20 protein-coding genes are annotated in these 19442 nt (G+C 36.9%); 17 read left to right on the top strand and 3 right to left on the bottom strand.

The genetic code is table 11. The annotated features are described in order from the left end of the window. The 8 genes from DN408_RS07995 to uvrC all read left to right on the top strand — a co-directional run. The coding region (locus tag DN408_RS07995) for a BclA C-terminal domain-containing protein (RefSeq protein WP_472926208.1) at positions 1-577 on the top strand (577 nt) is incomplete at its 5' end. A gap of 193 nt (positions 578-770) precedes the next feature. Next, entirely contained in the window at positions 771-2456 is a 1686-nt protein-coding gene (locus tag DN408_RS07990; RefSeq protein ID WP_078178166.1) for a long-chain-fatty-acid--CoA ligase, read from the top strand. Positions 2457-2562: 106 nt separating this feature from the next. Next, entirely contained in the window at positions 2563-3150 is a 588-nt protein-coding gene (locus DN408_RS07985) for a TetR/AcrR family transcriptional regulator (RefSeq protein WP_012261773.1), read from the top strand. A gap of 11 nt (positions 3151-3161) precedes the next feature. After that, complete coding sequence (locus DN408_RS07980) at positions 3162-3938, top strand: enoyl-CoA hydratase (RefSeq protein ID WP_002088868.1); 777 nt, start codon at positions 3162-3164, stop codon at positions 3936-3938. 78 nt (positions 3939-4016) lie between these two features. Then, positions 4017-4790 (top strand): electron transfer flavoprotein subunit beta, encoded by a 774-nt coding sequence (gene etfB, locus DN408_RS07975; RefSeq protein ID WP_002184882.1) that lies wholly within the window; start codon positions 4017-4019, stop codon positions 4788-4790. Between the two features lie 36 nt (positions 4791-4826). Next, positions 4827-5804, top strand: coding sequence for an electron transfer flavoprotein subunit alpha (gene etfA, locus DN408_RS07970; protein ID WP_002015402.1), 978 nt, complete (start codon positions 4827-4829; stop codon positions 5802-5804). A gap of 211 nt (positions 5805-6015) precedes the next feature. Beyond that, complete coding sequence (gene trxA / locus DN408_RS07965) at positions 6016-6330, top strand: thioredoxin (RefSeq protein WP_000974757.1); 315 nt, start codon at positions 6016-6018, stop codon at positions 6328-6330. Positions 6331-6484: 154 nt separating this feature from the next. After that, positions 6485-8269, top strand: a complete 1785-nt coding sequence (gene uvrC, locus DN408_RS07960) for an excinuclease ABC subunit C (protein ID WP_002129304.1) — start codon at positions 6485-6487, stop codon at positions 8267-8269. Positions 8270-8384: 115 nt separating this feature from the next. On the opposite strand, the gene DN408_RS07955 is transcribed toward uvrC, so the two are convergent. Next, on the bottom strand, positions 8385-8834 hold the full coding sequence (locus DN408_RS07955) for a YslB family protein (RefSeq protein WP_002015405.1): 450 nt from the start codon (positions 8832-8834) through the stop codon (positions 8385-8387). A gap of 309 nt (positions 8835-9143) precedes the next feature. Between DN408_RS07955 and sdhC the strand changes: the two genes are divergently transcribed. The 4 genes from sdhC to DN408_RS07935 all read left to right on the top strand — a co-directional run bounded on the left by sdhC (position 9144) and on the right by DN408_RS07935 (position 12868). After that, on the top strand, positions 9144-9770 hold the full coding sequence (gene sdhC, locus DN408_RS07950; protein WP_002015407.1) for a succinate dehydrogenase cytochrome B558: 627 nt from the start codon (positions 9144-9146) through the stop codon (positions 9768-9770). Positions 9771-9783: 13 nt separating this feature from the next. Further along, positions 9784-11577 (top strand): succinate dehydrogenase flavoprotein subunit, encoded by a 1794-nt coding sequence (gene sdhA / locus DN408_RS07945; RefSeq protein WP_002034228.1) that lies wholly within the window; start codon positions 9784-9786, stop codon positions 11575-11577. After that, positions 11570-12331, top strand: coding sequence for a succinate dehydrogenase iron-sulfur subunit (gene sdhB / locus DN408_RS07940; protein ID WP_002088861.1), 762 nt, complete (start codon positions 11570-11572; stop codon positions 12329-12331). The genes sdhA and sdhB overlap by 8 nt, the downstream gene beginning before the upstream one ends. Before the next feature lie 93 nt (positions 12332-12424). Then, positions 12425-12868 (top strand): acyl-CoA thioesterase, encoded by a 444-nt coding sequence (locus tag DN408_RS07935; protein WP_002088859.1) that lies wholly within the window; start codon positions 12425-12427, stop codon positions 12866-12868. Positions 12869-12904: 36 nt separating this feature from the next. Here DN408_RS07935 and DN408_RS07930 read toward each other — a convergent pair whose 3' ends face one another. After that, positions 12905-13684: a M15 family metallopeptidase gene (locus tag DN408_RS07930; RefSeq protein WP_002088858.1), complete on the bottom strand. Its 780-nt coding sequence runs from the start codon at positions 13682-13684 to the stop codon at positions 12905-12907. Between the two features lie 264 nt (positions 13685-13948). On the opposite strand from DN408_RS07930, the gene motA reads away from it, so the two are divergent. Together motA and motB are read left to right on the top strand one after the other, a co-directional pair. Beyond that, positions 13949-14743, top strand: a complete 795-nt coding sequence (gene motA, locus DN408_RS07920) for a flagellar motor stator protein MotA (protein ID WP_002129301.1) — start codon at positions 13949-13951, stop codon at positions 14741-14743. Further along, positions 14733-15521, top strand: a complete 789-nt coding sequence (motB, locus tag DN408_RS07915; RefSeq protein ID WP_002184884.1) for a flagellar motor protein MotB — start codon at positions 14733-14735, stop codon at positions 15519-15521. Before motA ends, motB begins: the two co-directional genes overlap by 11 nt. Positions 15522-15549: 28 nt before the next feature. Here motB and DN408_RS07910 read toward each other — a convergent pair whose 3' ends face one another. Then, complete coding sequence (locus DN408_RS07910) at positions 15550-16377, bottom strand: 5'-nucleotidase, lipoprotein e(P4) family (RefSeq protein WP_078178164.1); 828 nt, start codon at positions 16375-16377, stop codon at positions 15550-15552. 343 nt (positions 16378-16720) lie between these two features. Between DN408_RS07910 and DN408_RS07905 the strand changes: the two genes are divergently transcribed. The 3 genes from DN408_RS07905 to DN408_RS07895 all read left to right on the top strand — a co-directional run bounded on the left by DN408_RS07905 (position 16721) and on the right by DN408_RS07895 (position 19384). Continuing rightward, positions 16721-17605, top strand: a complete 885-nt coding sequence (locus DN408_RS07905; RefSeq protein ID WP_003191598.1) for an ABC transporter ATP-binding protein — start codon at positions 16721-16723, stop codon at positions 17603-17605. Positions 17606-17607: 2 nt separating this feature from the next. After that, complete coding sequence (locus tag DN408_RS07900) at positions 17608-18834, top strand: ABC transporter permease (protein ID WP_002167617.1); 1227 nt, start codon at positions 17608-17610, stop codon at positions 18832-18834. Between the two features lie 118 nt (positions 18835-18952). Next, positions 18953-19384 carry an Rrf2 family transcriptional regulator gene (locus DN408_RS07895; protein WP_002088848.1) on the top strand — a complete coding sequence of 144 codons (432 nt, stop codon included), beginning with the start codon at positions 18953-18955 and terminating at the stop codon, positions 19382-19384. Positions 19385-19442: the final 58 nt, after the last annotated feature.

Here is a 19442-nt window from a genome sequence, read left to right as displayed (position 1 = left end):
AGCAACAGGAGCAACAGGAGCAACGGGAATAACGGGAGCAACGGGAGCGACGGGAGCGACAGGTTCAACGGGAGCAACAGGAGCAACGGGAGCAACGGGAATAACGGGAGCAACGGGTCCAACAGGAGCAACGGGTGAAACAGGAGCGACGGGAGTAACAGGTACAAGTATAACTGCGACGTATGCATTTGCGAATAATACATCAGGAGCGGCAATATCAGTGCTTCTTGGTGGGACAAATGTCCCACTTCCAAATAATCAGAATATCGGTCCAGGAATTACAGTTTCGGGGGGGAACACAGTATTTACGGCCGCAAATGCAGGGAATTATTATATTTCATATACAATTAATATAACGGCTTCATTATTAGTTAGTTCGCGAATTACAATTAATGGTGCACCGCTTGCTGGAACTATCAATTCCCCTGCATTAGCAACGACTTCATTTAGTGCGACAATTATTACGACTTTGGCAGCGGGTAGTGCAATTAGTTTGCAGTTGTTTGGATTGTTAGCTGTTGTCACATTATCAACGACTACACCTGGTGCAGTTTTAACGATTATAAGATTAAGCTAAGTAACGTGAACTCTCTTATTCTTTTAAAATGAGGAGAGTTTCTACATATAATAAGAAGTTAAGGAAGTAAAGCATAGTTATATAGAAGTCAGAATATTATGATTGTAACGATGTTACGACTATAATATAATGAAAACAACCATCATGAATGAACATTCATTTATTTTCACAAATATTGGAAGGAGGAATGAGAGTGGAAAAACCTTGGTTGCAGAGTTATCCAGAGGAAATCCCAGGTACGATTTCATATGATATTCAGCCACTTCATGGATATTTAGAGAAAATGGCTGCTCGTTATCCAGAAAAGAAAGCGCTTCACTTTTTAGGTAAAGATGTTACATTTTCAGATTTCCATGACAAGGTAAAGAAATTTGCGAATTACCTTCAAAGGCTTGGCATTGAAAAAGGCGATAGAGTTGCGATTATGTTACCGAATTGTCCGCAATCTGTAATTGGTTATTATGGTACTTTGCTTGCGGGGGGGGTTGTTGTACAAACGAATCCTCTTTATACAGAAAGAGAGCTTGAGTACCAACTTCATGACTCAGGGGCAAAAGTTATTCTTTGCATGGATTTAGTGTTTCCGAGAGTTACTAATGTTCAAACGGCAACAAAGCTTGAGCATATTATCGTAACCCGTATTGCAGATTTTTTACCATTCCCTAAAAATTTACTTTATCCATTTGTACAAAAAAAGCAGGCAAATCTTGTTGTGAATGTGTCGGAAAGCGAAACGATTCATCTTTGGAAATCGGTAGAAAGAGAAAGTAATGCTGATGTTGAAGTTTCATGTGATCCTGAAAATGATCTAGCCCTTTTGCAGTATACAGGGGGAACGACAGGGTTTCCAAAAGGGGTTATGTTAACGCATAAAAACCTCGTTTCGAACACTTTAATGGGAGCGCATTGGTTATATAATTGTAAAGAAGGAGAAGAGGTAATTCTTGGTGTTCTTCCGTTTTTTCATGTGTACGGGATGACAGCTGTAATGAATTTAAGTATTATGCAAGGATATAAAATGGTGCTTATTCCGAAGTTTGATATGAAAATGGTTTTTGAAGCAATTAAGAAACATAAAGTTACACTATTTCCAGGAGCACCAACCATTTATATTGCTCTATTAAATAGTCCTCTTTTAAAAGAATATGATATTTCTTCAATTCAGGCTTGTATTAGTGGTTCTGCACCGCTTCCTGTAGAAGTGCAGGAGGAGTTTGAGAGAGTTACAGGTGGTAAATTAGTAGAGGGTTATGGATTAACGGAGTCATCACCAGTTACACATGGGAATTTTTTGTGGGAAAAGCGTGTGCCGGGAAGTATTGGGGTACCGTGGCCGGATACAGAGGCAATCATCATGTCACTTGAAACAGGAGAGTCATTACCTCCAGGTGAAATAGGTGAAATTGTTGTAAAGGGCCCACAAATTATGAAAGGGTATTGGAATAAGCCAGAAGAAACGGCAGCTGTACTGCAAGATGGCTGGCTCCATACAGGTGATGTAGGATACATGGATGAGGATGGCTTTTTCTATGTGAAAGATCGTAAGAAAGATATGATCGTTGCTAGTGGCTTTAACGTATATCCTCGTGAAGTAGAAGAAGTGTTATATGAACACGAAAAGGTGCAAGAAGTGGTAACAATCGGTGTTCCTGATCCGTATCGAGGGGAAACTGTAAAAGCGTTTGTTGTTTTGAAAGAAGGCGCTGAGTGTTCTGAAGAAGAATTAGATCAGTTTGCACGTAAATATTTAGCAGCTTACAAAGTTCCGAAGGTATATGAGTTTAGAAGTGAGTTGCCGAAGACGACAGTCGGAAAAATTTTACGTCGTGTCCTAATAGATGAAGAGAAGAGAAAGAATGAGGATGAGCAAACGGGCTAAGGCCCTTTCTTTTTGAAAAAATAGGATTGACACTTTTCTAAATAGTCAGTATTATAAGAATATGAATGACTATTCATTCAGTCATCTTCTTGAAGGGGACAGTAAAGTGAAGAAAAATAGACCGAAATACAATCAGATTATTGATGCTGCAGTCATTGTGATTGCGGAGAATGGATACCATCAAGCGCAAGTTTCTAAAATTGCAAAGCAAGCTGGGGTAGCTGATGGCACGATTTATTTATATTTTAAAAATAAAGAAGATATATTAATATCCTTATTCCAAGAGAAGATGGGAGAATTTGTTGAAACAATTCGTCAAAAAATAGCAGGAATTGAAAGCGCTGTAGCGAAGTTATTCATGTTGGTAGAAACGCACTTCTTGCTGTTGTCACAAAATGATCCTCTTGCTATCGTTACGCAATTAGAGCTAAGGCAGTCCAATCAAGACTTGCGCCTTAAAATAAATGAAGTATTAAAAGGCTACTTACAAGTTATGGATGAGATTTTAGAGACAGGTATAAAGCAAGGTGAATTTCAGGCGGATTTAAACGTTCGCGTGGCAAGACAAATGATCTTTGGAACAGTAGATGAAGTTGTGACCAATTGGGTAATGAGCGATCATAAGTATGATCTGGTCGCACTTTCAAAAACGGTACATGGGCTACTTATTGCAGCTTGTGGTTATCGTCAATAATGGGAGGGATCATGTTGAAATTCCTATCTGTAAAAGTTGAAGATCATATCGCGGTGGCGACGTTAAATCATGCGCCAGCTAATGCGATGTCTTCACAAGTTATGCATGACGTTACTGAATTAATCGATCAAGTGGAAAAGGATGATAACATTCGTGTTGTTGTTTTACATGGTGAAGGACGCTTCTTCTCAGCAGGGGCAGATATTAAAGAATTTACATCTGTTACTGAAGCTAAGCAAGCAACAGAGTTAGCACAGCTTGGACAAGTTACGTTTGAGCGTGTTGAAAAATGCTCAAAACCAGTTATTGCGGCAATTCATGGAGCGGCACTTGGCGGCGGCCTTGAGTTTGCTATGTCTTGCCACATGCGCTTTGTAACTGAAAGTACAAAGCTTGGTTTACCTGAATTAACACTTGGATTAATTCCTGGTTTTGCAGGTACACAGCGCTTACCACGTTATGTTGGTAAAGCGAAAGCTTGTGAAATGATGTTAACAAGTACACCAATTACTGGTGCAGAAGCATTACAATGGGGACTTGTTAACGGAGTGTTTTCTGAAGAATCCATTTTAGAAGATACGCTTAAAATTGCAAAACAGATTGCTGGAAAAAGCCCAGCAACAACTCGTGCTGTGCTAGAGTTATTACAAACGACAAAATCGTCTCATTATTATGAAGGTGTACAGCGTGAATCACAGATTTTTGGTGAAGTATTTACGAGTGAAGATGGAAGAGAAGGCGTAGCAGCGTTTTTAGAAAAACGTAAGCCTTCATTTAGTGGTAGGTAGTCCAATTATTTTTTTAATAAAAATTAACAGAATTTTAAAATTGATAGAATCTTTCTGAAAAATAAGGGGGTAAATGGAATGAACATCTACGTACTCATGAAACGAACATTTGATACAGAAGAAAAAATCGTAATTAAAAACGGTGCAATTTACGATGGCGAAGCGGAATTCATCATCAACCCTTACGATGAATATGCGATTGAAGAAGCGATTCAAGTAAGAGATGCACAAGGTGGAGAAGTTACTGTTATAACAGTTGGTGGCGAGGATAGTGAAAAAGAACTTCGCACAGCATTAGCGATGGGCTGCGATAAAGCGGTACTAATTAACATTGAAGATGATGTTGAGAATGGTGACCAATTTACAACAGCAAAAGTGCTTGCTGAATATTTAAAAGATAAAGATGCAGATTTAATTTTAGGCGGAAACGTTGCGATTGACGGTGCATCTGGACAAGTTGGTCCACGCGTAGCTGAAGCGTTAAATATTCCGTACGTAACGACAATTACAAAACTTGAGATTGACGGTACAAACGTGAAGATTGAGCGTGACGTTGAAGGTGATACAGAAGTTATTGAAACGTCATTACCAGTTTTAGTAACGGCACAACAAGGTTTAAACGAACCGCGTTATCCATCACTTCCAGGTATTATGAAAGCGAAGAAAAAGCCACTAGAAGAAGTAGAATTAGATGATTTAGATCTAGAAGAAGATGATGTGGAAGCAAAAACAAAAACAATTGAAATCTATTTGCCTCCTAAGAAAGATGCAGGAAAAGTGTTACAAGGCGAGCTGCAAGATCAAGTAAAAGAACTTGTATCGTTGCTCCATACAGAAGCGAAAGTAATCTAATAAAATACGAAATTATATATGCAGGAGGGAAAATCTATGGCTCGTAAAGTATTAGTAATGGGTGAAGTTCGTGATGGATCGCTACGTAACGTTTCGTTTGAAGCGGTAGCAGCAGCAAAAACAATTGCAGAAGGCGGTGAAGTGGTAGGTCTTCTAGTTGGAGACAGCGTTGCCTCTTTTGCAAATGAATTGATTCATTACGGTGCAGATCGCGTTGTGACAGTTGAAAATGATAAATTAAAATCATATACATCTGATGGATATGCACAAGCGTTTTTAGCTGTATATGCTGAAGAAAAGCCAGAAGGCATTGTATTTGGACATACGGCACTTGGTAAAGATTTATCACCAAAATTAGCAGCGAAATTAGAAGCTGGTTTAATTTCTGACGTAACGGCTTTAGAAGTTGAAGGTGGAAATGTTATCTTCACTCGTCCGATTTACTCTGGTAAAGCATTTGAGAAGAAGATCGTAACAGATGGTATATTATTTGCGACAGTGCGTCCAAATAACATTGCAACTCTTGAAAAAGACGAGTCTCGCACAGCTGACGTGTCTTCTATTACAGTTGATGTGAAAGATTTACGTACAATCATTCAAGATGTTGTCCGTAAAACTGCAGAAGGTGTTGATCTTTCTGAAGCGAAAGTTATTATAGCTGGTGGACGTGGTGTGAAGAGTGAAGAAGGATTTAAACCGTTAAAAGAATTAGCTGACGTACTAGGCGGCGCTGTTGGAGCATCTCGTGGTGCTTGTGATGCTGAGTACTGTGATTATTCATTACAAATTGGTCAAACAGGTAAAGTTGTTACACCAGACCTATACATTGCATGCGGGATTTCTGGTGCGATTCAGCATTTAGCTGGTATGTCTAATTCAAAAATAATTGTTGCGATTAATAAAGATCCAGAAGCTAGTATCTTCAAAGTAGCTGACTATGGTATTGTCGGTGATCTGTTTGAAGTATTACCTCTTTTAACAGAAGAGTTTAAAAAGTTAAAAGTACATTCATGATTTGAGTACCCTTGAGTTCCAAGTGAAGTACCCCTATATATAGAAAAAGATGAGAGATCCCCTGTCTCTCATCTTTTTAGTATTTCATCCATATTTTTATATAGTATAAAGGAACATTTTTTTGTTACAATACATAACGATACATAATATTCGCCACGTATAAAAGTTAATGATATACTCTTGGTAGAATATACTTGAAGGAGGAAATAAAATGGCAATTATAAATGCAAATGACCAAAGCTTCGCAGCTGAAACTAGCGAAGGTGTTGTACTATTAGATTTCTGGGCGCCTTGGTGCGGACCTTGTAAAATGATCGCTCCTGTATTAGAGGAAATCGATTCAGAGTTAGGCGAGAAAGTAAAAGTAGTAAAAGTGGACGTTGATGAAAACCAAGAAACTGCTCGTCAATTCGAAGTAATGAGCATTCCAGCTCTTTTCGTATTAAAAGACGGTAAAGTGGTTGATCAAGCGTTAGGATATAAACCGAAAGAAGCGTTAGTAGAATTAGTTTCTAAACACTTCTAAAATAAAGAGGCTACCATTTGGTAGCTTTTTTTATTTTCTTTTTTACAACCTTTCCGTTACAATAAAAGAACGTATGTTGGGTGTTTTGGCATAGTATGTTTTTATGTGAAAATAAAAATGATAAGCATAAGCATGTAGAAATGGAGGGAGACGAGTGCACGAGCATTTAAAAGAGAAGTTAGCAATTTTGCCCGATCAACCTGGTTGTTATTTAATGAAGGATAAGCAGGGAACGGTTATATATGTCGGAAAAGCAAAGGTACTCAAAAATCGTGTGCGCTCGTACTTTACTGGTTCGCATGATGGGAAAACACTTCGGCTTGTTGGAGAAATTGTTGATTTTGAATATATTGTGACTTCCTCAAATTTGGAGGCTCTTATTTTAGAGTTAAATTTAATAAAAAAATATGATCCAAAATATAATATTCAATTAAAAGATGATAAAACATATCCTTTCATTAAAATTACAGCTGAAAAACAGCCGCGCTTACTCATTACGCGAAATGTAAAAAAGGATAAAGGAAAGTACTTTGGGCCTTATCCAAATGCGCAATCGGCACATGAAACAAAGAAATTATTAGATCGTATGTATCCACTTCGTAAATGTTCAAATATGCCAGATAAAGTTTGCTTGTATTATCATATGGGTCAATGTTTAGCACCTTGTGTGAAAGAAGTAACGGATGAGCAAAACAAAGAAATTGTTGATGAAATTATTAAATTCTTAAACGGTGGGCATAAAGAAATTCGTTCAGAATTAGAAACGAAGATGTATGAGGCTTCAGAAAAGCTAGAATTTGAACGGGCGAAAGAGTTGCGAGATCAAATTGCTCATATTGATGCAATTATGGAAAAGCAAAAGATGATTATGAGTGATTTAGTGGATCGTGATGTGTTTGGATATGCAGTTGATAAAGGGTGGATGTGTGTTCAAGTTTTCTTCGTTCGAAAAGGAAAGCTAATTGAACGTGATGTTTCTATGTTCCCGATTTATGATGAACCAGAAGAGGGATTTTTAACTTTTATCGGTCAATTTTATGAAAACAGTAGTCATTTCAAGCCGAAGGAAATTGTTGTTCCAGGAAGTATAGATTCAGAATTAGTAGAGCGCTTTTTAGAAGTTGAAGCGACACAGCCGAAGCGTGGGAAGAAAAAAGACCTTGTAGAATTAGCAAATAAAAACGCAAAAATTGCACTAGAAGAGAAATTTCACTTAATTGAACGTGATGAAGAGCGGACGGTTAAAGCCATTGATAATTTAGGGAAGCAGCTGGGCATTGAAACCCCATATCGTATTGAAGCGTTTGATAACTCGAATATTCAAGGGACAAATCCCGTTTCCGCAATGATTGCTTTTATCGATGGGAAACCAGCGAAGAAAGAATATCGGAAATATAAAATTAAAACGGTTCAAGGTCCTGATGATTACGAATCTATGAGGGAAGTTGTAAGACGCCGTTATACGAGGGCGCTTAAAGAGAATTTACCTTTACCAGATTTAATCATTATTGATGGTGGAAAAGGCCATCTGGCCGCTACAAGTGATGTTCTGGAGAACGAACTCGGTTTATATATTCCGATGGCAGGGCTTGTAAAAGATGACAAACATAAAACCTCCCATTTAATTATTGGAGATCCACCTGAACCTGTGATGCTTGAGAGGAATAGCCAAGAATTTTATTTATTGCAACGCATTCAAGATGAAGTGCATAGATTTGCAATTACATTCCATCGCCAGTTGCACGGGAAATCGGTCATTCAATCAGCATTGGATGATATTCCAGGAATCGGCGATAAACGAAAAAAGGTATTGTTAAAACATTTTGGCTCGTTAAAAAAGATGAAAGAAGCTTCCATAGCTGAATTTGTCGAAGCAGGTATGCCGAAAAATGTTGCAGAGATGATATATACTTATTTAACAGATAAGAAGACGTTGTAGTTTACAACGTCTTCTGTTTTTTGGTATAATTTCTGAAGATTTAAAATAAACTCATCTGAATGAATATACAAAAAAGTCAACTAAACTTATATGTCTAGTTGACTGTAGGTAGATGCTACACTTCAATGAGATCTTTTATATCCCATTTAACAAGAAATGTAATAGAGTCTGAACGCTTTTTCTGTTCCTCATAGGACTCTGCAACGACGTTTCTTTGTCTTTGAATTTGCTCGGCGATAAATCCAGCTTCTAATTGATAAGATGAATGTCTTTTTTGTTTTTGACGCTCAGTAATAAGTGTACCTTTAAGTTGAAACTGCATTTCACGACGTTTATGTTCAATGATGCTTAAAGTGCCCCAACCAGCTTTTTCAAAAAACTGAATGACTTCTTCAATTGTTTCTAGCGGATATTTTCTCGCAAGGTTTCTACCGGCCCAGTATAAAATACCATCTAAATCGTTACCAATTAAATCAGGTAGTAATTCTTCACGTAGCAATTCATAAGCGAAGGCGTTCAATGAAACATCTTCTAAAGATGTTATATCGATTGTATTTTTGCTCACAATATTCCCCTCTTTCTATAGGGATTATTATATAACATTTTTCATTTATAAAAATAGATTTTTCTTTGGGGAAATCTGAATATATAAGAAAAAAAAAGAATTGGCAAATTATATGCAAATTATGTGCAAATTATGTATACGTTTTCTTGACGCTTCGACAAAAATAGGGGTAAAATGAACTTGTTATCAAATTATGCTGAAATATTTCGAATAATTTTTTCAGTTTTTCTTATGCCAATAGTGAAAAAACATTATTGTTGTAAATTAATCTGAAAACAGCAGTCAAACATTCAAGGGGGTAATGGGGACATGAAAGGCCGCGAGTATACGTTTCGTAAGTGGCACTCATTAATGGGGGTCATTCCGGTTGGTGTCTTTTTGACGCAACATTTAATTGTAAACAACTTTGCAACAAGAGGAGCAGAGGCTTTTAACAAAGCTGCAGGCTTTATGGAGCTCCTTCCATTCCGGTATGCGCTAGAAATTTTCATCATCTTTTTACCTATACTGTACCATGCTATATATGGCTTATATATTGCATTTACAGCTAAGAACAATGCGGTATCTTACGGCTATTTCCGTAACTGGATGTTCGTCTTCCAACGAATTTCAGGTATCGTTACGCTGATCTTCATTTCTTGGCACGTCTGGGAAACTCGTATTCAAGCATTGTTAGGTAAAGAGGTAAACTATGATATGATGGCAGATATTTTAAACAACCCATTTATGTTTGGTTTCTATTTAGTTGGTGTTGTTTCAACAATTTTCCACTTTGCAAATGGACTATGGACATTCTGTATAAGCTGGGGAATTACAGTATCTCCACGTTCACAAAGAATCTCTACTTATGTAACATTAGCTATTTTCTTAGGTCTATCTTATGTAGGTGTGAGTGCATTATTAGCGTTCATCGATCCACAGCTAGCAAACCAGTAAGGAGTGGGAGAGCATGAAAGGGAAACTTATAGTAGTCGGCGGTGGCTTGGCCGGCTTAATGGCAACGATTAAAGCGGCAGAAGCAGGAGTAAATGTTGAACTATTTTCTTTAGTACCAGTAAAACGTTCACATTCTGTATGTGCCCAAGGTGGAATTAACGGTGCCGTAAATACAAAAGGTGAAGGGGATTCTCCATGGATCCACTTTGACGATACAATTTATGGTGGGGACTTCTTAGCGAACCAACCACCAGTTAAAGCGATGTGTGATGCAGCACCTGGTATTATTCATTTAATGGACCGCATGGGTGTTATGTTCAACCGTACGGAAGAAGGACTTCTGGATTTCCGTCGTTTCGGTGGAACACAACATCACCGTACAGCATTTGCTGGCGCAACAACTGGTCAACAATTACTATATGCATTAGATGAGCAAGTACGTCGTCATGAAGTAGCAGGACTTGTAACGAAATATGAAGGTTGGGATTTCTTACGAGCTGTTGTAGATGATGAAGGTGTGTGCCGAGGAATCGTCGCGCAAGACTTACAAACTATGGAGATAAAAAGTTTCCAAGCTGATGCCGTGATTATGGCAACAGGGGGCCCTGGTATCATCTTTGGAAAATCAACAAACTCTATTATTAATACAGGTACAGCAGCGTCTGCTGTATATCAACAAGGTGCATATTATGCGAACGGTGAGTTCATTCAAATTCATCCAACGGCAATTCCTGGAGACGATAAGTTACGTCTTATGAGTGAATCTGCACGTGGTGAAGGTGGACGTGTTTGGACGTATAAAGATGGTAAGCCATGGTACTTCTTAGAAGAAAAATATCCAGCTTACGGAAACCTTGTACCTCGTGATATTGCAACGCGTGAAATCTTTGATGTTTGCGTAGAGCAAAAACTAGGTATTAACGGTGAAAACATGGTGTACTTAGATCTTTCTCATAAAGATCCGAAAGAACTAGATATTAAACTTGGTGGAATTATTGAAATCTATGAGAAATTTACAGGTGATGATCCTCGTAAACTACCAATGAAAATCTTCCCAGCAGTTCACTATTCAATGGGCGGATTATGGGTTGATTATAAGCAAATGACAAGTATTCCAGGTTTATTTGCAGCAGGTGAGTGTGATTATTCTATGCACGGTGGTAACCGCCTTGGTGCGAACTCATTATTATCAGCAATTTACGGTGGTATGGTAGCAGGACCGAACGCAATTGAGTATATGAAAGGTCTTTCTAAATCATCTGATGCTGTTTCATCTACTGTATATGAGCAAAATGAATTAATTGAAACAGAGAAATTTAACAATATTTTAATGCTTGATGGTAACGAAAATGCATATGTTCTTCATAAAGAGCTTGGAGAATGGATGACAGATAACGTTACAGTAGTTCGTGAAAATAAAAAGTTACTAGAAACTGATGCGAAAATTGAAGAGTTAATGGCGCGTTACAAACGCATTAACATTAACGATACAGCAAGATGGAGTAACCAGGGTGCTTCATTTACACGCCAACTTGCAAATATGTTCGAGTTAGCACGTGTTATTACAATTGGCGCATATAACCGTAATGAAAGCCGCGGAGCGCATTACAAACCAGAATTCCCAAATCGTGATGATGCAAACTTCTTAAAAACTACGATGGCGAAATTTGAGGGAGAAGGAAAGGCACCAGCATTCCATTACGAAGAAGTGGATGTTTCATTAATTAAACCACGTAAACGTGACTATTCCTCAAAACATGATGTAGCTGCTAAGGGTGAAGAGAAGGGGGATAAACAACATGTCTGAGAAAACAATCCGCCTCATCATTACGAGACAAGATGGCCCAGATGCACAAGAGTTTGACCAAGAGTTTGAAATTCCATATCGTCCTAATATGAATATTATTTCGGCGCTTATGGAAATTCGCCGTAATCCTGTCGACTCAAAAGGGAACCAAACAACTCCGATTGCATGGGATATGAACTGCTTAGAGGAAGTATGTGGAGCATGTTCGATGGTGATTAACGGAAAACCACGTCAATCATGTACAGCCCTTATTGACCAGTTAGAGCAACCAATTCGCTTAAAGCCGATGAAGACATTCCCGATTGTACGTGATTTACAAGTTGACCGTAGCCGTATGTTTAACGCGTTAAAACGTGTTAAAGCTTGGATTCCAATCGACGGTACGTACGACCTAGGACCAGGTCCAAGAATGCCAGAGAAAAAGCGTCAATGGGCATATGAACTTTCGAAATGTATGACATGTGGTGTTTGCTTAGAGTCATGTCCGAACGTAAACAGTAAGTCTGACTTTATTGGTCCAGCACCGCTTTCACAAGCACGTTTATTTAACTCGCATCCAACTGGTGAAATGCATAAAGCAGATCGCTTACGTGCAATTATGGGTGATGGAGGACTTGCAAACTGTGGTAACTCTCAAAACTGTGTGCAATCATGTCCGAAAGGTATTCCATTAACAACTTCAATTGCAGCATTAAACCGTGATACAACAATTCAATCGTTCAAAGATTTCTTTGGTAGCGACAATAACTATTAATAAATATTGCCTCTTCATGTTGAAGAGGCAATATTTATAACTTTATATTTCTGTTTATTCAGTTTATTTTAAGGGCGAAAAGGAGAGGGAACGATGAAGAGAATTTCTTATATTGAAGACTTTGAGCAATGGGAAAGTGGTTTTTCATTTTATAATCCTGTCAAAGTTCGTTTTGGTGAAGTAGATATGTTTGGACATGTAAATAATGTCGTTGCTTTTACATATTTTGAAGAAGCGCGTATCGCATTGTTTAAAGAACTCGGATTTATGCAAGAATGGACACATGAATCATCAGAAACGATGATAGTCGTCGCAGATCTACAATGCAATTTTATTAAACAAATTTATTTTGATGAGCAGTTGAAAGTATATGTAAAGGCGGGAGCGGTTGGGAATTCCTCTTTAGATTTACACTATATGGTCAAAAATGCAGAAGGAGAAGTTTGTTTAGTTGGACGCGGTATGATGGTCCAAGCATCGAAAAAAACTGGAAGAGGCGAACCGTGGCCTGAGGAATGGAAGGAATTGTTATTATAATAGAATAAAAGAAAAATAAGAGAGCGATTCGCTCTCTTATTTTTTGTCCTCCATCGCCTCTTCTAATGTTAGGTGGTGCTTATATATGTATGTGGCGTATGGATTACCGACGTAGCGTAAGTGCCACGGTTCATATGCATACTCTGTTGTTTTTGTTTTATCCTCTAAATAACGAATGACAAATCCGAACTCATGGGCATGTTCTGCAACCCATTTTCCTTCTGCTGTCTCTCCGAAGATTGGTTCTAATTGGAATTTAGCAGATTTTGAGCTAATATCCATTGCTAGACCGGTTTGATGCTCACTTGTTCCAGGAATTGCACTTACCGAATCAGCCTCAGCTTTTCCTTGGCGTTTAATATATGTATTATGTAATGACTGTTGGCGTTTGTAAGAACGGTAACCTGAAACTGCTGTAAGTTCTAAACCTTCTTCTTTCGCTGCTTGGAACATTTTTTCAAGAGCGTCTGCAGCATCTTTGCGAAGTAATGTTTTCTCTTTATCTTTTGGACTAGTAAATGGTACGTTCGGTTTCGTCAAATCTTCTGGAATGTACCCATCTGGTAATTTACGATGTTTATTGACTAATACAAGAGCAGAATCTGGATTTGTTACAACGGAAAAATTATCATCTAGTTTCTTTGCATTATGATCAGCTTTTTGAAAAGCAGGAATCTCTTCTTTTTGGTGGTTATTATGTTTTTGATTTTCGACAGCTTTCGCTTCGTTTTGTAGTGGTGATTTAGAACCAAAGTAAACGAAAGATGTGATACCGATTACAATAGTAGCGGCAGAAATAATTATTATTTTTTTCATGATGCCCTGTAATCACAGTCCTTTCTTAATAAAATATGTATCGTTTTTATTATAAGTCTAGTTTGTTGAAAAAGAAATATAAGAGTCGTAACGTAATAGAAATGCAAAGAAAATGTCAGAAAATGTGTGAAAATGTAGTATTTTTTCATATAATTCATTTCTTATCTTTCATGAAGTTCATTTTTTATGTAATATATGTATATAAGAAGATGTAGCGATTATTGAGAATAAAAGACCTCTGGTATAGACTAGGAGTGGATGGGAATGGATTTTGCAACAATTATTGGAATCATTTTAGGAGTATTAGCGGTAGTCGTAGGGATGGTCGTCAAGGGCGCTGACATAACAGCCTTACTAAATCCTGCCGCAGCACTAATTATTTTCGTCGGTACATTTGCTGCAGTGTGTATTGCATTTCCGATGAATCAACTAAAAAGAGTTCCAAAATTATTTAAAGTTCTTTTTGGTTCAAATAAAAAAGATTTAAGTTATGAACAATTGCTAGAATTATTTGTTCATTGGACATCTGAGAGTAGAAAATACGGTATTTTGTCTTTAGAGCAACAATTAGATGAAATTGAAGATGAATTTCTTTTGCGTGGTATGAAATTTGTTATTGATGGTGTATCTGCAGAGGATTTAGAACAAATTTTAGAAGCCGAATTAGAAGCGATTGAAGAGAGACATGCAAAAGGGGCTGCTATTTTCTCGCAAGCTGGTACATATGCACCTACACTAGGGGTTTTAGGTGCTGTTATTGGTCTTGTAGCTGCACTTGGAAATTTAACTGATATTGAAAAGCTAGGGCATGCTATTTCAGGTGCGTTTATTGCAACGATTTTCGGTATTTTTTCAGGTTACGTATTATGGCATCCGTTTGCAAATAAATTAAAGCAAAAGTCTGCTGCTGAATTAGAGAAGAAACGTTTAATTATTGATTGTTTATTAATGTTACAAGAAGGTACATATCCGTTTATTATGAAGAACCGCATTTTAGGTGCACTTTCTGCAACTGAGCGTAAAAAGCTAGAAAAAGGAGCAGAAAAAAATGCGGAGTAAGAAAAATAGAAGAGGTAAAAAGAAAAAACATGATGAGCATATCGATGAAACTTGGTTAATTCCATATTCTGATATGTTAACGTTGTTATTTGCATTGTTCATCGTATTATTCGCAATGAGTAGTATAGATGCTGCGAAGTTTAAACAGATGGCAGTTGCTTTTCGAAGTGAGTTAGCCGGTGGAACAGGAAATAAAGAATTTTTAAGCGATCAAAAACCAAATGAGGAAAAAGAATTATCAGCAAATAGCCTTGAGGCAGAACAAGCAAAAAAACAAGCGGAAGATAGAGCTAAAGAAAAAAAAGAAATGGATGAGTTGAAGGCATTACAAAAAAAGATTGATCAATATATTAATGAGAAACAACTATCCTCTTCTTTTCAAACTAAGTTAACTGAAAAAGGATTAATGTTAACGATATTAGAAAATGTACTATTTGATTCAGGGAAAGCAGATGTGAAGTTGGAATCGTTAGGGATTGCAAAAGAGATGTCTAACCTACTTGTTTCAGCATCACCTCGTGAAATTACAGTGTCGGGTCATACAGATACGGTTCCTATCGCAAATGCTCAGTTTGCATCAAACTGGGAGTTAAGTACACAGCGTGCAGTTAATTTTATGCAGGTGTTACTCCAAAATAAAGAATTGCAACCAGAAAAATTTAGTGCAGTTGGTTATGGAGAATACCGTTCAATTGCACCAAATGATACGCCAGAAGGAAAAGCGAAAAATAGACGTGTAGAAGTATTTATTTTACCTTTAACAAGAAATATGCAATAAAAGAGGATGGCGAAGGCCATCCTCTTTGTTATTTTGCATCAAATGATTTTAAATTGTCACGACGGATTTTTTCTTTTTCTGCATCTGATTTTTTGAAATTATAGTCATATAGAGCACCTTCCCAATCACCGTACATTGGATTAGGGAAAATGATGAATTTCTCACCAAATTGTGCTTTTGATTCTGCTACTGTTTCATTGCGATCTTTTACAGATTTCCCATCAAAACCAGTGAAATCAGATAAGTTGTCACCGAAGAATAGGACGATGTCATGTGTTTGAGAAACAAGTTCACGACGCTTTTCTTTCCCTTTTTCTTTCGGGTCCTGTAGTAATATATGTTCTTTCGTTGCTTGAGGAGCCCCTACACGCTCAAGGTTTTTAATTGTTGCATCTAGTTGATTCGTTTTACGATTTGAGATGTAGTAAATATCTACACCTTTAGACTCTGTATATTTTAAGAAATCAATAGCGCCTGGAAGAGCGTCAGCTTCAGCCTTATTAATCCAATCGTCCCATTTATAAGGATAGCCTTTTCCTGTTTTTACGCTCATTGCTTGATGAGGACTGTTATCTAAAACAGTTTCATCTAAATCAAGTACGATAGCAGGTTTTTTGCCTGTCCCTTTTGCAAGAGCTGCATCAAGCTTTAATTGACCAATATTGTAGCCTTGGTAGTAAAGTGCTTTCGTTTCGCCAGCTGTTTGATACCATAAATCGGCCATCAATTGCTGGTCTGTTAATTGTACTTTCTCTTCTTTTGCCACTGTTTTCTCAGCTGTTCCTGAACATGCTACAAGCGATGTGGAAAGAACGGCTATAGATAATAAACTGGTAATACCCCTCTTCATCTTCATATGTATCCTCCTCGATGTTAGAAAATCATCTTATATTATATATTAAAATATAAAAAATTTTTTATGAACATTTGCATATTGTCTTTTGTATATATAGTAGTATGTTCTATATTAGAAAGATGAGCAAAATAACAAAAAGTAATTTGACGTGTTTTGTTGTCAAAATGACAATTATAATTGATAAATACATCTTTATTATTTACAATTTTAACTAAATAAAACAAATGGTGGATGGGGGATCGTGATACGTATAAAAGGTTGAAATATAGTACTATATTTTATTTCGAACAATCATAGTCTTTAATAGAGAGTACGAATGATACTAAAGGGGAGGCTTTATACTTTGAGTTTACAAATTCAAAATTTAACGAAACTATTTGGGGAATCAAAGGCAGTTAACGGTTTGCAAATTTCGTTACCAAAAGGTGAAGTGTTAGGATTACTTGGACGAAATGGTGCAGGAAAAACAACAACAATCAAAATGCTTCTCGGATTATTAACGCCTAATGAAGGCTCTATTACATGGGGTGGAAAATCATTTGGGAATAGTGGGGTAACGATTGGGTATTTACCAGAAGAAAGAGGCTTATATACAAAAAGTAGAGTAATAGATCAGTTGCGATATTTTGGCAGATTAGAAGGAATGACGAAAAAAGAAGTGGATCTTGCAATTGATTACTGGTTAGAGCGCTTAGCAATCCCAGAATATAAATTCAAAACAGCAGGAGAACTTTCGAAAGGGAACCAGCAAAAAATTCAATTGATTGCTGCTCTTCTTCATGATCCAGAACTTCTTATTTTGGATGAACCATTTAGCGGACTTGATCCAGTTAATGCTGGAATGTTGGCTAGTATTATTGGAGAACAAGTACAGAGCGGAAAGACAATTATTTTATCTAGTCACCGTATGGAGCAAGTAGAGGCTTTTTGCCAACATGTATGTATTTTGAAAAAAGGTGAAGCGGTCGTAGAAGGACAATTAAGTGATATTAAGAAAGAATACGGTTTTCGTAATTTAACAATCGAAGATACAAAAGAGAATGAAAAAGGATTAGAAGCTATACATGTTTCATATGAAAAACAACAAGGCCTTCTTTATGTGAAAGTACAAGATGATGCAGAAGCTCTAAAGATTTTGCAACAATTGCAAGAACAAGGTGTTGGTTTACGACAATTTAAAATGTTAGAGCCGACGTTAAACGAAATCTTTGTAGAGAGGGCGAAATAAAGATGCGTAAATTTTCTCATGTATTTTCATTTTATTTTAAAGAAGCATTTTTATCTAAAAAATCATTAATTACGAGTGCGATTTTATTTTTGGTTGTGTTTGGGATTTTTGCATTTAATCATTTTACTTCAGGCGATGATAAAAATAAGGATAAAGATAAAATTGCAGTTGTAGTAGAGAGTTCCACATACAAAGTACAAAAAGAAGAGCTAAATAAGCTATTGCCATCAGCAAAAATAACGGTCGGTTCAAAAGATGATTTTGATAAACTACATAAGCAAGTAGAAGAGGGAGATTTAGATGGTCTATTCCATGTGACGGAAAAGGATGGGACTCCAGCAGTTACATATATGTATAATGGATTTCCAAGCCAAGCGACTTCTGCGATTATGGCGGGTTATTTAAAACAACAATATACGAAGGTGACGATTGCAAAAAATAATGTTTCACCAGAAATTGCGCAGCAATTACAAGCAGAAATTCAAGTGAAGCAAGAAGCGATAAAAGATCGTACATCTTCTTTCGGAATTGCATATTTCTTTACATTTGCTTTGTATATGTTTATTGTAGCTTTCGGAAATACAATCGCAATGAATATTGCATCTGAAAAGGCGTCACGTGTAATGGAAGTAATGCTTCCGAAAGTAAAGCCTCTTACGATGATGTATGCGAAAATTTTGGCGGTTGTTTCAACGGCGTTATTACAACTTGTAATATTGGCGTGTGGTTATCTTATTCCTTATTTGTTAGGTTGGGTCGATTTAGAAAGTGCTTCATTACTTGGTGTTCCAATTGACTTTACAAAATTAGATGCAAAGGTTATAAGTATGTTTCTTGTTTATTTCATTACGGGGTATTTACTTTATGCGATGATGTACGCTGCGGCTGGAGCTGTTGTGTCTAAGACAGAGGATTTACAAGCTGTATCTTTCCCGATAATGATTTTGATCATGGCTGCATTCTTCATTAGTATTAAATCATTAAGTGATCCAAATAGTACTATTGTTGTTGTAAGTTCGTATGTTCCGTTTTTCACACCGATGGTCACCTTCTCGCGGATTGTAGCCGGTGAAGCAGGTATGCTAGAGATTACGATAACATTAGTAGTTTTATTGGCGACAATTGGTATATTAAATGCTGTTACAAGTCGTATCTATGTAAATGGTGTAATGAATTACTCTGATAAAGTGAAGTTTAAAGATTTAGCGAAATTTATAAAGCGTCAATAATAGAGGGAAAGCATGATTTTCTAATGGAATCATGCTTTTTCTTTATGTATAAATTAAAAATAGTATATAATAATAAGAGTTGTCTTTTAATAGAATGAATAAAAAGGAGGGTGTGCAGATGGGAATTAGTAGTCGTTTTACAGTAGGTGTTCATATGTTAACGTTACTTGCAATAGATCGAAACTCTCGCTGTACCTCTGAATGGATTGCTGGTAGTGTGAATACAAATCCAGTTGTGATTCGTCGCATTACAGGAATGTTGAAGAGAGCAGGACTTGTTGATGTACAAGCTGGTAAAGGTGGTACGACACTTGCTCGTGATTTAGATGAAATTACATTACTTGATGTATATAAAGCTGTGGAAGTTGTAGAAGAAGGACATCTATTTTCTTTCCATGAAAATCCCAACATTGAATGTCCAGTAGGAGCTAATATTCAATCGGTATTAGAGATTATTTTAATACAATCGCAAGAAGCGATGGAAAACGTACTTGCAAATGTAACGGTGCAGCAATTAGTTACAAATTTAAAGTCGAAAATTAAAGAATAAAAAAAAGCGAGCTTCCTCATGATGAGGGCTCGCTTTTTTTTATTCGGAAATATTGAAA

The organism is Bacillus sp. AR13-1 (assembly GCF_008042285.1).
Classification (GTDB): domain Bacteria; phylum Bacillota; class Bacilli; order Bacillales; family Bacillaceae_G; genus Bacillus_A; species Bacillus_A mycoides.
Note: the sequence above shows the minus strand (reverse complement) of the source record. Positions and strands in the feature narration are given on the sequence as shown.

Bases quoted from the DNA above. Each gene is read 5' to 3' on its own strand.
- DN408_RS07980 (WP_002088868.1), top strand. From the start codon at position 3,162: ATGTTGAAATTCCTATCTGTAAAAGTTGAAGATCATATCGCGGTGGCG.
- etfB (WP_002184882.1), top strand. From the start codon at position 4,017: ATGAACATCTACGTACTCATGAAACGAACATTTGATACAGAAGAAAAA.
- etfA (WP_002015402.1), top strand. From the start codon at position 4,827: ATGGCTCGTAAAGTATTAGTAATGGGTGAAGTTCGTGATGGATCGCTA.
- trxA (WP_000974757.1), top strand. From the start codon at position 6,016: ATGGCAATTATAAATGCAAATGACCAAAGCTTCGCAGCTGAAACTAGC.
- sdhC (WP_002015407.1), top strand. From the start codon at position 9,144: ATGAAAGGCCGCGAGTATACGTTTCGTAAGTGGCACTCATTAATGGGG.
- sdhA (WP_002034228.1), top strand. From the start codon at position 9,784: ATGAAAGGGAAACTTATAGTAGTCGGCGGTGGCTTGGCCGGCTTAATG.
- sdhB (WP_002088861.1), top strand. From the start codon at position 11,570: ATGTCTGAGAAAACAATCCGCCTCATCATTACGAGACAAGATGGCCCA.
- DN408_RS07935 (WP_002088859.1), top strand. From the start codon at position 12,425: ATGAAGAGAATTTCTTATATTGAAGACTTTGAGCAATGGGAAAGTGGT.
- DN408_RS07930 (WP_002088858.1), bottom strand. From the start codon at position 13,684: ATGAAAAAAATAATAATTATTTCTGCCGCTACTATTGTAATCGGTATC.
- motA (WP_002129301.1), top strand. From the start codon at position 13,949: ATGGATTTTGCAACAATTATTGGAATCATTTTAGGAGTATTAGCGGTA.
- motB (WP_002184884.1), top strand. From the start codon at position 14,733: ATGCGGAGTAAGAAAAATAGAAGAGGTAAAAAGAAAAAACATGATGAG.
- DN408_RS07910 (WP_078178164.1), bottom strand. From the start codon at position 16,377: ATGAAGATGAAGAGGGGTATTACCAGTTTATTATCTATAGCCGTTCTT.
- DN408_RS07900 (WP_002167617.1), top strand. From the start codon at position 17,608: ATGCGTAAATTTTCTCATGTATTTTCATTTTATTTTAAAGAAGCATTT.
- DN408_RS07895 (WP_002088848.1), top strand. From the start codon at position 18,953: ATGGGAATTAGTAGTCGTTTTACAGTAGGTGTTCATATGTTAACGTTA.